General features: G+C 58.2%; 8 protein-coding genes and 1 riboswitch. All 8 genes read right to left on the bottom strand.

Annotated elements, in window-relative coordinates:
• On the bottom strand, positions 1-1809 hold the full coding sequence (gene atzF, locus EBB_RS21150; RefSeq protein WP_192395689.1) for an allophanate hydrolase: 1809 nt from the start codon (positions 1807-1809) through the stop codon (positions 1-3).
• Entirely contained in the window at positions 1806-5414 is a 3609-nt protein-coding gene (gene uca, locus EBB_RS21155; protein ID WP_192395690.1) for an urea carboxylase, read from the bottom strand. The genes atzF and uca overlap by 4 nt, the downstream gene beginning before the upstream one ends.
• A 69-nt stretch (positions 5415-5483) precedes the next feature.
• Positions 5484-6122: an urea amidolyase associated protein UAAP2 gene (locus tag EBB_RS21160; RefSeq protein WP_192395691.1), complete on the bottom strand. Its 639-nt coding sequence runs from the start codon at positions 6120-6122 to the stop codon at positions 5484-5486.
• Positions 6123-6147: 25 nt separating this feature from the next.
• Positions 6148-6879 (bottom strand): urea amidolyase associated protein UAAP1, encoded by a 732-nt coding sequence (locus tag EBB_RS21165; protein ID WP_192395692.1) that lies wholly within the window; start codon positions 6877-6879, stop codon positions 6148-6150.
• Positions 6880-6897: 18 nt separating this feature from the next.
• Complete coding sequence (locus tag EBB_RS21170) at positions 6898-7737, bottom strand: ABC transporter ATP-binding protein (protein ID WP_192395693.1); 840 nt, start codon at positions 7735-7737, stop codon at positions 6898-6900.
• Positions 7738-7742: 5 nt separating this feature from the next.
• Positions 7743-8552 (bottom strand): ABC transporter permease, encoded by an 810-nt coding sequence (locus EBB_RS21175; protein ID WP_192395694.1) that lies wholly within the window; start codon positions 8550-8552, stop codon positions 7743-7745.
• 15 nt (positions 8553-8567) lie between these two features.
• Complete coding sequence (locus EBB_RS21180) at positions 8568-9563, bottom strand: ABC transporter substrate-binding protein (RefSeq protein WP_192395695.1); 996 nt, start codon at positions 9561-9563, stop codon at positions 8568-8570.
• 62 nt (positions 9564-9625) lie between these two features.
• A riboswitch (guanidine-I (ykkC/yxkD leader) is annotated at positions 9626-9726 on the bottom strand.
• A 307-nt stretch (positions 9727-10033) separates the two neighbouring features.
• Positions 10034-14305, bottom strand: coding sequence for a response regulator (locus tag EBB_RS21185; RefSeq protein ID WP_192395696.1), 4272 nt, complete (start codon positions 14303-14305; stop codon positions 10034-10036).
• Position 14306: the final 1 nt, after the last annotated feature.

Below are 14306 nucleotides of genomic sequence, written 5' to 3' on the forward strand. Positions count from 1 at the left end.
TTAGTCGGGGCGAGCAAGATAGGCGCGCCAGCCGCCGTAATCGGTAATGTCCAGCGCCTCGCGCACGGCGGCCGCTTCGCAAACAAAGCCCTGCACACTAGTGCCGTCCTGCAATTGCACGCTGCCGATACCCAAGGGTGGCGGGATTTCGGCGACGAATTCCCCGTAACGGCCAATCGGCAAAGCCCACACCTCAACGGCAATCGCCGCGCCGGTTTCGTCGCGCACCATGCCCGGCCGCTTGCCGTCCGGCAATGCGTACAGCCGGTAGCTCGGCGCGGTGTGAGTCCGTTGCAGCAACACGCCGCCTCGGCCTGTCAAGAGACGGTTCAGCGGCAAGCCGGATAGATGCGCGCCGCACACTGCAACCCGAGCAAAGCCGGTCGCGTCGTCGCTGTCCGCTGCGGGAAATTCTGTGCTTAAGGTTTGGGAGACGCCCAACTTATGCGGCACCGATTGCTCGCGCCGTTTCGCCAAGGCCAGCAAAGCCTGGTCGGCAAAGGCCGGCGCGCACAAGGTGATGCCGAACGGCAGGCCATTGCCGCGAAAACCGGCCGGCAGTGCAATGGCGCTGAGGTCGAGCAAATTCATGAAATTGGTGTAATAGCCCAAGCGGTTGTTCAATTCGAGCGGTTCGGCTTCAACGGCGGCAATCGGGTAGATGGTGCCGGTGGTCGGCGTCACCAATACATCGATTTGGCTCCAGATCGCGTCGCTTCGCACCTTCAATTCCTGCAAGCGGTAAAACGCACGCCAGGCGTCGGCGGCCGACAAGTTGGCGCCGTTGGCAATGATGGCGCGCGTCACTGGAAATAAGGCTTCGGGCTGGTTTTGCAACAATTCGCCGGCCACCAAATAACGCTCGGCCAGCCACGGCCCGGCATAGAGCAACTCGGCGGCATCCAGCAAGGGCTGAATGTCCACTTCGACGGGGCTGCCGCCTTGCCCTACCAGTTCCGCAACCGCCTCGGCGAATAATGCGCTGGCGGCGGCGTCGCCGAAAAATTGCAGTTGCTCCGGTTTCGGCATGCCGAAACGGAAACGGCCGGCAAAGCCCGGCGGCACCGGCAAGGGCTGGTCGGGACGGTTATAGGCATCTTCTGCGTCGTAAACGTTGGCGACCCGCATTACTTGCTCGGCGTCGGCGGCCGTCAACGCGAAGATCGACACGCAATCCAGGCTGCGGCAAGCCGGCACCACACCGGACGTGCTTAACAAGCCCCGCGTCGGCTTGACGCCGACCAGGTTATTGAACGCGGCCGGCACCCGGCCTGAGCCGGCGGTGTCGGTGCTCAACGCAAAGCTGACCAGACCGGTTGCCACCGCGACCGCCGAACCCGAGCTGGAGCCGCCGGCGATGTAAGCCGGATCGAAGCTGTTGCGGCAAACACCATAGGGCGAGCGGGTGCCGACCAAACCGGTCGCGAACTGGTCCAGATTGGTCTTGCCGACAGGGATCGCCCCGGCGGTGATCAATTGCCGCACCACGAAAGCCGACTGCTGCGGCGAGTAGGCATAGGCCGGACAAGCTGCTGTGGTGGGCAAATCGGCCAAATCGATATTGTCTTTGATCGCAAACGGGATGCCGTACAAGGGCAAGTCGTCCGGCGACTGGTCCGCTAGCGCCGCGGCGTAAGCCAGCATGCCTTCGAACGGCAAACGGCTGATCCAGACGCCGCTCTCCGGCGCGGATTCCAGACGCTGCCAGAGCATTTCCACTAGAGCCGTCGGCGTCAGCGCGCCGTCCCGGTAAGCTTGGCCGAGGTCGGAGATGCTGAGTACCTCGGGCAATTCGGTCCAGGTCTTCATACGTCCTCCCCGGCCTGCAGCACCAACAAATCCTGGCCGGCGCTGATTTGGGCGCCTTCATTGCAAAATACTTTCCAGACCGTGCCGTCTGCCGGTGCCGTTACCGGGAATTCCATTTTCATCGATTCAACCACCACCAAGGCGTCGCCTTGCTTGACGCTATCGCCGGCTTGGACCAAAACCTGCCAGACGTTGCCGGCGATATGGCTGGCCACGGCGCGGGCGCCGGCGGGCAAATCCAGTTCGGTATCGATGGCCGCCGCCGCGACCGCCTGATCGTCCGCATACACTTGCCCGGCTTGCTCCCAGCGTTCGCGTTCGGCGTCGAAGGCCGCCTGTTGGCGTTGTTTGCATTCGCTGATCTCGTCGGCGTGTGCGCGCAGAAAGTCGTTGTACTGGCGCAAACTAAAGGTTTCCTCGCGGATATCCAGTTTGGCCTTGCCACTGATCACGTCCTGCCGGTAACGCAGTAATTCCTCGGCGGATACCGGGAAGAACCGAATCTGATCGAAAAAACGCAGCAGCCAAGGCTTGCCGTCGCGAAAATCGGTAGTTTGCCGGTAGCGGTTCCACATCGGCACGGTGCGGCCGACGAATTGGTAACCGCCCGGTCCTTCCATGCCATAGACGCACATATACGCGCCGCCGATACCGACCGCGTTCTCCGGGGTCCAGGTGCGGGCCGGGTTATATTTGGTCGTCACCAAGCGGTGGCGCGGATCGATCGGCGTGGCCACCGGCGCGCCGAGGTACACGTCGCCCAAACCCATCACCAGATAGCTGGCGTTGAACAGGATGTCCTTGACCTGACCGATACTGTCCAGGCCGTTGATGCGGCGGATGAACTCGATATTGCTTGGGCACCATGGCGCGTCCTTGCGCACCGACTGCATGTATTTTTCGATCGCCAGTTTCGTGGATGGGTCGTCCCAGGACAGCGGCAGATAGACGATGCGGGTCGGCACTTCCATGTCCCCTATGGCCGGCAGTTCGGCTTCGGCTTGCGCCAAGATCCGCATTAATTCGTCCAGCGGCAGGCGGCGGTCATAATGCACCTGCAAGGAACGGATGCCCGGCGTCAGGTCGACGATGCCGGGTATGCCGCGCTGTTGCAGCCAAGTCATCAAGGCATGTACTCGAAAGCGCAAATTGATGTCGAGTACCAGCGGACCGTATTCGACCAGCAGATTGCGGTCGCCGGCTTGGCGATAGGTCACTGCAACCTGATCGGTATTGGCCGGCACCTGAGCAAGGATGCAACTTTCCTCGAAGCTTGCTGTTACCGGCAGTTCCGGTAACACGGCATGGGCCGGATCGGCTAAAGCCCGCTCAACTTGGGCATCCAGACTCGCCGCCTGTTCGCGGGTCAGGCGGATAAATCGCACGGTATTACCCGGCTTTAATTGGCCCAGCTTCCAAAGTTCGGCCGCAACCACGGTAGCCGGGCAGACAAAGCCGCCCAGGCTGGGGCCGTCCGGCCCCAGTATCACCGGCATATCGCCGGTGAAATCCACCGCGCCGATGGCATAGGCGTTGTCGTGGATGTTGGACGGATGCAAACCGGCTTCGCCGCCGTCGCTACGGGCCCAGCGCGGTTTCGGGCCGATCAGACGGATACCGGTGCGGTTGGAGTTGTAATGCACCTCCCAATCGGTCGCGAAGAATTCGGCGATGTCTTCGTCGGTAAAGAAATCCGGCGCGCCGTGTGGACCGTACAGCACGCCGATCTGCCAGTGCTCGGAATAAACCGGTAGCGCGGCCGAATTCGGCACGACTTCCTCGGCCATGGCCGTTTCCGCCGCGACCGGCAACACGTCGCCGACCCTTAGCACCCGGCCGCCGTGGCCGCCGAACTGGCCCAGGGTAAAGGTGGCGCGGCTGCCCAGATATTCCGGCACGTCGAAGCCGCCTTGGATCGCCAGATAAGCGCGGCAGCCCTGGCCGGCGATAGTGCCCAGTTTCAACACATCGCCGGCGGACACTGTTATGGCTTGCCAGAATGCGACGGCCTGGCCGTTCATTTCGGCCTTCATCGCCGCGCCGGCCAATACGATGCGGGTAGCGAAATTGAAGCGCAAACTGGGACCGTTGATGGCCATTTCCAGGCCGGCCGCGTGTTCCGGGTTTCCCAAAACCCGGTTCGCCAAGCGAAAGGCCAGCATATCCATTGGCCCGGACGGCGGCACGCCGACATCCCAATAACCCAAGCGGCCCGGATAATCCTGAATCATACTTTGCGTGCCGGCTTCCAGTACGTCCAGGGTGCGCGGTCGATAAGCCAAGCCGGCCAGATAAGCGGTGATCTGGCGGCCGCTGCGAAACACCTCGTCGGCGACGATCTGCCGCAAATAGGCCAGATTGGTTTCGATGCCGTATAGGCGAGTATCGGCCAAGGCCGCGTCCATTTGCGCCAGCGCCTGTTCGCGGTCGTCGGCGTGGACGATGACTTTGGCCAGTAAGGGGTCGTAATTCGGGGTGACCTCCAGGCCGTTCTCCAGCCAATGATCGACCCGGACGCCGGCCGGAAAACGGCAATCGGTCAACAGGCCGGCCGATGGCTGGAAGTTCTTGTTCGGGTCTTCGGCGTACACCCTGACCTGCATAGCCCAACCCTGTGGCGCGTGCCGGTACTGATCCAGAAACGTGCTATCGCCGGCCGCCAGCCGCAGCATCCACTCGACCAAGTCGGTGCCGGTGACTTGTTCGGTCACGCCGTGTTCGACTTGCAGCCGAGTGTTGACCTCCAGGAAATAAAACTCGCCGCTGTCCTGGTCGTAAACGAATTCGACGGTGCCGGCGGAACGGTAATTCACCGCTTCGGCCAGCGCCAGGGCATGCCGGTAAAGCGCCGCTCGGGTCGCCTCGCTGAGGCCCGGCGCCGGGGTTTCCTCGATCACCTTCTGGTTGCGGCGCTGCACCGAGCAATCGCGCTCGCCAAGATGAATCACCCGGCCCGCGCCATCGCCGAAAATCTGCACCTCGATATGGCTGGCGCGTTCGATGAATTTCTCCAGATACAGGCCGCTGTCCTTGAAATTCGCCGCACTCAAGCGCTGCACCACGGCAAAGGCCTCTTGCAGTTCGGCGTCGTTACGGCACAGGCGCATGCCGATACCGCCGCCGCCGGCGGTGCTTTTCAGCATTAATGGGTAGCCGATAGCGGCGGCCGCTTGCACAGCCTGCTCTATGTCCGCCAATAGACCGGTGCCGGGCAGCAACGGCACGCCGCACGCTAGGGCGATCTCGCGAGCGGTGTGCTTCAAACCGAAGCGGCGCAACTGTTCCGGCGTCGGGCCGATGAAGACAATGCCGGCCGCGGCGCATTGCTCGGCGAACTCGGCGTTTTCGCTCAGAAAACCGTAGCCGGGATGAATGGCCTCAGCGCCGGTGCTCAATGCCGCTTCCAGAATCCGCTCGCCGCGCAAATAGCTGTCGGCCGCCGCCGCGCCACCGACGCACACCGCTTCGTCGGCTTGTTGCACGTGTTGGGCATGGGCGTCGGCTTCGGAATACACCGCGACGCTGGCGACACCCAATTGCTTTAAGGTCCGAATGATGCGGCAGGCGATTTCGCCGCGATTGGCGATCAATACCTTGTTAAACATGAATCCTCTTCTGGCGGGCCGTCCCGCCTTGCTTTGCCAACGCCGGGCCGTCCCGGCGCGGATTACGGGTCAGTCCCAGATCAACAGGCGCACCGGCGTCGGGTTGTAGGCGTTGCACGGATTATTCAGTTGAGGACAGTTGGAAATCAGCGCGATGACGTCCATCTCCGCCCGCATTTCCACGTACTTACCCGGCGCGGAAATGCCGTCGGCAAAGGTCAATTGGCCGTCGGCCGTGACTGGCACGTTCATGAAAAAATTGATATTGCTGGCGATGTCGCGCTTGGCCAGGCCGCAGTCGGCATGGCCGACGGCCAGCAAAAAGCTGTCGCGGCAACTGTGCATGTGTTTCTTGTCCAGGGCGTAACGTACGCTGTTGCTTTCGGCGGCACAGGCGCCGCCCAGTGTATCGTGGCGGCCGCAGGTGTCGGCGACGATGGTCAACAACACCTTGCCCTCGCCGGACATCAATTTAGAGCCGGCGCTCAGGTACAGATTGCCCTGGTGGCGTATCGTGTCGCTGGCGCTATAGCGTTCTTCATGGTCGGCGGCACTGTAAAACAGCGTATCGACGGCCTGATTGCCTTCCAGGTCCAGAATACGGAAGATCTGGCCTTGTTTGATGGTATGCAGCCAGGGCTCGCCGGCCGGCAGGGTGTAATCGTAAATGGCGTTGCTCGGATCGAGCGTACTCTCGACGATGGGCATGGTTTCGTCCTCGTTAGATCGGTGATTACAAAAAATAGCGTTCGGTATTGCTAAAACCGCGGCCGTTTTCCGGGCGGAAATTGCGGCATTTGTCGTCTTGGTCCGGCAAGGCGCCGCGATAGGCCTCCAGCAACACCGGTTTGGGCTGGTAATGCGGATTGGGGTCCAAGGGATGCGGGCAACTGCTCAGCACCACCAGCGTGTTCATTTCGAAGCGCAATTCGACTTGGCTGCCGGGGACGGAATGGCCGGCTTGATATTGCAGATTGCCTTCCGCGTCGGCGGCTATCTTGCTGAAGAAATTGACGTTGGCGACCAAGTCGCGCTTGCCCAACCCCCATTTCTCCAGTTCGATCAACAAACTGTCGCGGCCGTTGCGGTACATTGCATTGCGATGGCTTTGGTAATTGGCCGTGCCGTATTTGGCCAGTACCTGCGCGGCGTCGGACACGCCGCACACCGTGTCGTGCCAGCCCAATGTGTCGGCGGTAAGCGAGCACAATACCCGGCCCATGTCCGAGTAGCAGACAAAGCCTTCGGTCAGATGAAACGTGTGTTGCGCTTTTAAAGTGTCCGCCATGTTGTAGCGTTCGGTGCGTTCGTCGTCATTGACGAACAAAGCCGACAAGTTGGCGCCGCCTTCGCTGTCGGTCAGGCGCAAGCGGTTGCCGCGCCGCATCCGAAACGAAGTATGGGCGCCGCCCGGCAAGGTCTCGCTCCAAAGCAGGTCTGCAGGATTGATTGCAGCTAAAGTCATGTTGGTCTCCTAATAGGTTTATGGCGCCGGAACCTGGCCCAGGCGCTCGAGCAGTTCGTAGTCGGTCTGCATGCCGGACGTGTCGCGGATGCCGGCCAAAATTTGTTTTTTCAAGGCAATGAAATCCGGGGTCTGTTTCATGTCCTGGTCGCGGTGGTCCGGCAACGGCACGGTGTGGACCGCGGCGATGCGTCCCGGCCGGGGTGCCATCAAAACTACCCGGTGCGCCAGATAAATCGCCTCTTCCACGTCGTGGGTAACAAACAGCACCGTGGTTTTTTCCAGGATGGAAACGTGCAGGATCAGATCGTGCATGACCTCGCGGGTTTGGGCGTCCAGCGCGCCGAACGGCTCGTCCATCAACAGGATGCGCGGCCGCGCCATCAAAGCCCGGGCAATCGCCACCCGCTGCTGCATGCCGCCGGACAACTGATTCGGATAAGCGTCGGCGACGTGGCTTAGCCCCATCAAGCGGATCAGGGCGTCGGCCCGGCCTTCGGCGGACTCGACATCGCTCAAGGTTGATACGTCTCGATGTACCTTCAATTGCCGACAGAACTTGATGTTCTCGGTCACACTCAACCACGGATACAGGCTGTAATGCTGGAACACCATGGCGCGGTCGATGCCTGGGCCGGCGATCGGCAGGCCGTCGACGTTGACGCTGCCGCCGCTGGCCGGCTCCAGGCCGCCGACGATGCGCAGCAAGGTCGATTTACCGCAGCCGGAGGCGCCGACCAGCGTGACGAACTCGCCGGACGCAAGGTCGAGATCGGCATCCTGCAAGGCGACGATGTCCGCGCCGTTGGCGGCAAAGCGCTTTTGCAATTGGCGGATTTGTATGATGGGATTCGTCATCGCTGCTATCTCCGGTACAGCCAAGGGAAGCTGCGGCGATGCGCCCAGCGGAAGCATTGGTCGGTAGCCAGCCCGAACAGGCCGATCAAAATGATGCCGGCGAAGATTTTGTCGGTTTGCAGAAAACGTTGCGCCTTCAGCACGGCAAATCCCAGGCCGGAGTTGGCCGCCACCAGCTCGGCCACCACCAGATAAGTCCAGGCCCAGCCCATCGTCACCCGTAAGGTATCCAGAATGGCCGGTTTGGCCGACGGCATAATCACCCGCATCACGATTTCGTCGCGGTCGGCGCCCATGGTCTGCGCCGCTTCGATTTGCTCCATCGGCACCCGCCTTACGTCTTCGGCGATCATCAGCAGCATTTGAAAGAAGGTGCCGATGAAGATAATCGCGATCTTGGCGCCCTCGTCGATACCTACCCACAGCATCACCAACGGAATGAAGGCGGCCGCCGGCATGTAGCGGATGAAGTCGGTCAAGGGTTCGAACAGGGCTTTGACCGGTGCATAGGTACCGACCAACACGCCCAAGGGCAAGGCCAACACCGCAGACAATAAAAACCCGGCCACGACCCGGTAAACGCTAATAGCCACGTCCCCGAGCAAATCGCCGTCGCGCAGCCACGCCCAGGCGCTGTCCAACACCAAAGGCGGCGTCGGCAGAAACACCGGGTCTATCGCGCCGCCGGCAGAGACCCACCACCAAGCCAGCAGCGCCGACAGCAAACCGCTCATTGCAATCAGCCAATGCGCGCGCCGTTCCAAACTGCCGCGTATCGCCCATAGCGGTCGCCGCGGATTTACATTGCCAGTCATAGTTGCCACCCCGAACTAATGAGCGGCGAGCGCTTCGGCTACCAATGAGGCATCGACGCCGACCGCCAAATCCGGCACGTTTTCTATCAAACGGTTGTCTTTCAAAAAGGCGGCGATGGTGGGGCCGACCGCTGCCAACGACGCCGGTTCGCTGGCCGGTTCCAAGGCTTTCAGGTTGTCTTCCAATGTGAAGAAGCGGGTGCCGGGCAGAAACACTTTGTAGGCATCCGGTTTCATGCCGACCACTTTGGCCATGACGCTAACGGCTTGATCGGGCTGCTCGCGGATAAAGCGTTGGGTATCCTGCCAAGCCTTGATCATGCCTACCAACTCGGCACGGTGGGTTTCGATGGCTTTAACCCGAGCCACCAGCAAATCCGGGATCAGGCCGGGCATGTCTTTGGAGGTGAATAAGGCCGTGCCTTTGCCGCTGGCCTGGATATTGTTGACCCAGGGATTCCACACCACGGTCGCATCGACTCGGCCGCTCAAGAATGCCGCCGCCGCGTCGCCAGCCGACAGGTTTACGGTTTTGGTGTCGTTGAAACTCAAGCCGTTCTTGCTCAGCGCGGTGGCGAGCACGAAGTGGGAAATCGAATATTGTTCGAGGGCGATGGTTTTGCCTTTCAGGTCGGCAAAGCTTTTGATGGCGGGATTGACCATCAAGGCGTCGTTGCCGTCGGAGTTGTCGTTGACCAAGATGGCTTTCACCGGCACATTCTTGCTGAGCGGCGCCATGGTGTCCGACCAGGTCTGGCAATTGGCATCCAGTTGGCCGGCCGACAAGGCCGAGATGGAATCGGTGTAATTGGCAAACCAGATCAGTTTGACCTTGGCGCCGTATTTTTTGAAATAGCCGTTGTGTTCGGCGACGTACCAGGCCACCCAGCCGGGCCAGTCGCTAACGCCGACCTTTACCTCGGCGGCAGCCGGTTTAGACAAGCAAAAAAATGCCGCAGCAAGGACAAGCGCAATTAAGCGGGACAGGCAGTGGGAGAAAGTAGATGTCATGAGTAGCTCCAGTCGGGTTGAAAAGCTACACGTAGAGGCGGACCGGTTTATAAAACCGTCTGACCTCCCGGGCTTTTATCCCGCCGTGTAGCTCCCCGAAAGAAGCCGGCAACTCTCGGTCGCTGACGTTCGAAATCGAACCGGAACCCTAGTCACCATTTTGTAAAGGCGCTTTTATGATCGCGCCTCACGTGCTGTAAAACTATACAGCAAGCAATATGCCATACTTGATTTTATATATAAATCAATAACATATAAAATTATACCAACTGCAAAACCCAGTCTTTTGCGTTTTAGTGGTGCAAGTAAAAATAAAATCAGATCCAACTTGGTGCACAAAATTCTAAATTCAGGTTGATTATTTGGATTTTGGCCGGCTTGCGAACTGCCTTGTTTTAAACAAAATCTTGACCAGCAAGGATGCCGTATTTCCGTTTGCCAGATGACACAAAATGGCCGATTGCAAGCCGCTACAATGACCTGATATTTTCGGAGGCATAATAACGCGCGATGCCTTCCCGAACGTCGCTGCGTAATTCATCGTCGTCCCAAGGCTTTTGGTGGAATTTGTATATTTCGCCTTTGTTAACGGCTTCGGTAATAGTGTTTAGATCGGCATAGCCGGAAATAATCATTCGCACCGTTCGCGGGTGCATGATTTTAACGCGCGACAATAACTCCGTACCGGTCATATCGGGCATGCGTTGATCGCAAATAATCACCATAACGGGATGATTGGCCAATAACTCCAGTGCATCTTGGCCACTGCCGGCCGTCAAAATTTCATAATCATCCCGCCACAAGCAGCGCTTCAGCGCCGACATGATATAGGGTTCGTCATCCACGATAAGAACTTGCGGTTTTTGTTCATCCGAAGGCAAACGCAGTAGGGTTCCGGCCTGCAATAACTGCCGAATCTCAGCGCTGGGCAACGGCCGACTGAAATAATAACCCTGTATCTGATCGCAGCGCAGCCTTCTCAGGTAACTGGTTTGCCCCTGGGTTTCCACTCCTTCTGCGATGACAGCTAGGCCCAAGCTGTGCGCCATGGCGATGGTGGCTTGCACAATCACCGCATCGTTCGAGTCGGTGACGACATTATCGATAAAGCTTTTGTCTATCTTGAGCTTGTCCACCGAGAATTGTTTAAGGTAGGAAAGCGAAGAATAGCCAGTGCCGAAATCGTCAATCGACAGCTGAATATTCAGATCCTTCAGCTGTTTCAGCAGCGTCAGGGTTTCGCTTACATTCGTCATCAACAAGCTTTCGGTGAGTTCCAATTCAATACAATGCGCCGGCAAATCGGTGTCCGCAAATAACTGCTTTAGCAAATCGACCAAGCCACCCGCTTGCATTTGTATGGCAGAGACATTCACAGCAACGGTAAAGCCTTCAGAGATTAGCCCGGCATCACGCCATTCCTTGGTTTGCGATACGGCCCGTTTGAGAATCCAATCCCCCAATGGCACGATCAAGCCGGATTCTTCCGCCAAAGGGATAAATTTATTCGGCGGCATAAATCCTTGCAGCGGGTGATTCCAGCGCACCAAGGCTTCCAGGCCAATGACTTTTCCGCTGCTAAGATCGACCTGAGGCTGGTAATGAAGCTCAAATTGTTCCCGCTCGATGGCGTGGCGCATGTCGTTGGTCAGCGCGATTCTGGTCAGTAACCGCTCATTCATGTCCTGCTTAAAGAAACGAAAGCTGGACACTTTGTCGGCTTTGGCGTGATTTAAAGCAATCCCGGCGCGCTGCACCAACTCGCTGGCCGTTTTCGCATCTGAGGGATAAAAACTGATACCGATCTTGGCTTCCAGATGGATTTCGTGCTGGGCTAGCACTACCGATTCCGTCACCGCGGCTTGTAGGGCTTCCGCAAATTGTTCGGCTGCCGATGGGCCGTTGATGTCCGAGCAGGCAATATTGAAATTGTCCTTGGCCATCCGGGTGACGAGGCCTTCGCTGCCAGCGGCCTTGACCAAGCGGTTGGCAATGATTTTCAGCGTTTGATCGCCGATTTCGTAACCGTAGGTGTCATCAATCGTGTGGAAATTTTCAATATCCAAACGCAATACGGCAATACTGTGTTGCTGATGCTCGGCTTGGGCGATGGCTGAGGCCAGCAAATCTTCGAAGAAAAATTGATTCGGCAAACCGGTAACCGGATCGTACCGCGATAATTGCAGGATGCGCTCCTGCATTTGCCGAGTGTCCGTCATATCGTTAATGATGGCCACAAACAATGGGGGCTGGTCATCGATTAATTCCAGATGAACTTCAACCGGATACTCGCTACCGTCTTTACGCCGGTGTATCGTTGAGAAATCACAGCGGCTCTTGCTACCCGCCCGCAAAGGCGCGCACAACTGTTCAAAGGCTTCCGCACTTAGCTCAGGGTTAATATCCAACGGCGTCATCCGTTCAAGCTCTTGAGTCGAATACCCCAGATTGTCGCGCCCGCCCTGGTTCACATCAATAAACCGCAGGGTCTGGCTATCGAAAATATGAATTTCATTGGTGGAACGCGCCAACACCTGGCTGAAACGGGCGGCCTTTTTCTCGATGCGCTGGCGTTGGACAATGCGCCACAGGGCATTCGAGATGAGCTGAACAGTTTCGACATCCAGCTCGGTATAGTCGGTCGCTTTATTCCCTACACCGGTTAGCATAACCACTTTGCCATTCTCGATCACCGGCACGCAAATCAGCCGACGCAATGCAGGCTGCGCTGCGGAAAAACCAGCAGCAGGAAGCCGGGGCAAGGGTTCTGTGTTGGCTGTTACGACAAACTCCTTAGGGAGATGGGCCGGGACATTATTGAAAACCGCTGGTTGACGGCTTTTGACGGCCTCACCCAAGATACCGGCCTGGCTGAGAAGAATACAGCTGTCCGCGGCGGATTTCCCGGCGGGTTCCTGCGGCGCCCGGGACTGGGCCACCGGTTCCATACTGTCTTCGTCAGTATTGATGAAGTATACAAAGGCCAGTTGGCTGGCAGTCAGATCCTCTGCCAGAAGCATACCGCGCCGCATGAATTCCGCCTCGTTCAAGTCTTCCGACGCCTTTGGCAGTTCCAACAAAGCTTGCGAACGCCGGGCCTGTAAAATTAGTTTTTGTTCATTCTCTATACGCTGAGTAACATCGACGCCCACACCATCCCAAACCACGCTGCCATCGGCTTGCTGGTTTGGGCTGGACTGAAAAGCAATCCAGCGTTGGCCGCCGCCTGGCGGATTGAACAGCACGCTGCCTTTGTAGACTTTTAATTCCCTCAAGCATTCAGCTTCCGCTTCCCGGTATTGCTGAAGCGATTCGGGCGCCATTTGCGCAAAGAACGGATTAATATCGTCGATCAATTGCGCGGGTTTCAAGCCGTGCAGTTTCTCCACCCCGGCGCTAATGTATTGCAGAGCAGCCCGCCCGTCCTGCCAGATTCGGTAACGATACACATAGCCGTCTGGCAGATTGTCGCCCATCACCCGCAATTGATGCTCCCGCTCCCGCAAAGCCAGCTCGGCTTCGACACGTGCGGTGATGTTATTCAGCAAACCATCGAAGGAATCCACCTCGCCCTGCTCGTTACGGCTTAGCCGGGTAAATTCATCGATCCAGATCCAATGGCCGTCACCGTGCAATAAGCGGTATTCCTGATGATATTCGTCCGGACCATGGGCAATGTGTTGAGCGACTTCGGCTTCGATCCGAAACCGGTCTTCGGGCGGAAGCAAATCCAGGTACTTCACTTTACCCAAGCGCAAATCCTCCGGATGATAACCCCAATCCGCGATATTGGCACTGACGTAACTCACCGGCCAATCGTCGGCGTTGCGCCAGGTAATCGCGACCACCGGAGACCGGCAGACGATGGAGTCCAAGTGTTGTAACTCGGCGGTGTGCAGCTCAATCAACTGCTCGAAATGATGGTTCAAGCGGCTAAGTTCCAAATGCGTGCGTATCCGCGCCCGCACTTCATCGATATCAAAGGGCTTGGTAATGTAGTCGGCGGCACCAATCGAGAAGCCGCGCACTTTGTCCACCGTTTTATCAACCACGCTGACAAATAACACCGGAATCCGGTTACCTACGGCTGTGGCCTTGATACGCCGGCACACTTCATACCCGTCCATCTCCGGCATCAGGATGTCAAGCAACACCACATCGGGCGGATGGGGGCCCAGCACTATTTCCACCGCCTTGCGACCGTTGTTGGCTACCCGGATGCGGTATTCCTCCTTTAGCGCCTCGGCCAATTCGTGGATATTCTCCGGCATATCGTCAACCAACAGCAGCGTCGGCCGCTCCGCTCTGATCAACATCTGTTCATTTAAGGACATCAGCGGCTTGCGGCGATATTGGCGCAATTCCAGTTGCGTCAATATCCGCTGTTTCAGTAGGTCGGGATTAATCGGTTTGGTGATGTAATCGGCAGCGCCCAATTTAAGGCCGGCGGCCTCGTCGGCCGACTCCGACAGGGCGGTGACGAAGATGACCGGAATATCGGCCGTCATAGGATCGGTCTTCAGCCGGCGCAACACTTCGTAACCGTCCATGCCCGGCATTTTGATGTCGAGTAATACTAGGTCCGGACCTGGGGCGCGCACTGCCAGTTCCAAGGCTTTTTCGCCGTTGGTCGCGGCAAGAATGGCGTAGTCTTCGCGCAGAATGCTCAATAAAGCATGCAGATTTTCGTTGACGTCATCTACGATCAAAATACTCGGTTTGCTGTTATTCGTCTGGGACATG

It is taken from the genome of Methylomonas fluvii (assembly GCF_014850975.1).
GTDB classification, from domain to species: domain Bacteria; phylum Pseudomonadota; class Gammaproteobacteria; order Methylococcales; family Methylomonadaceae; genus Methylomonas; species Methylomonas fluvii.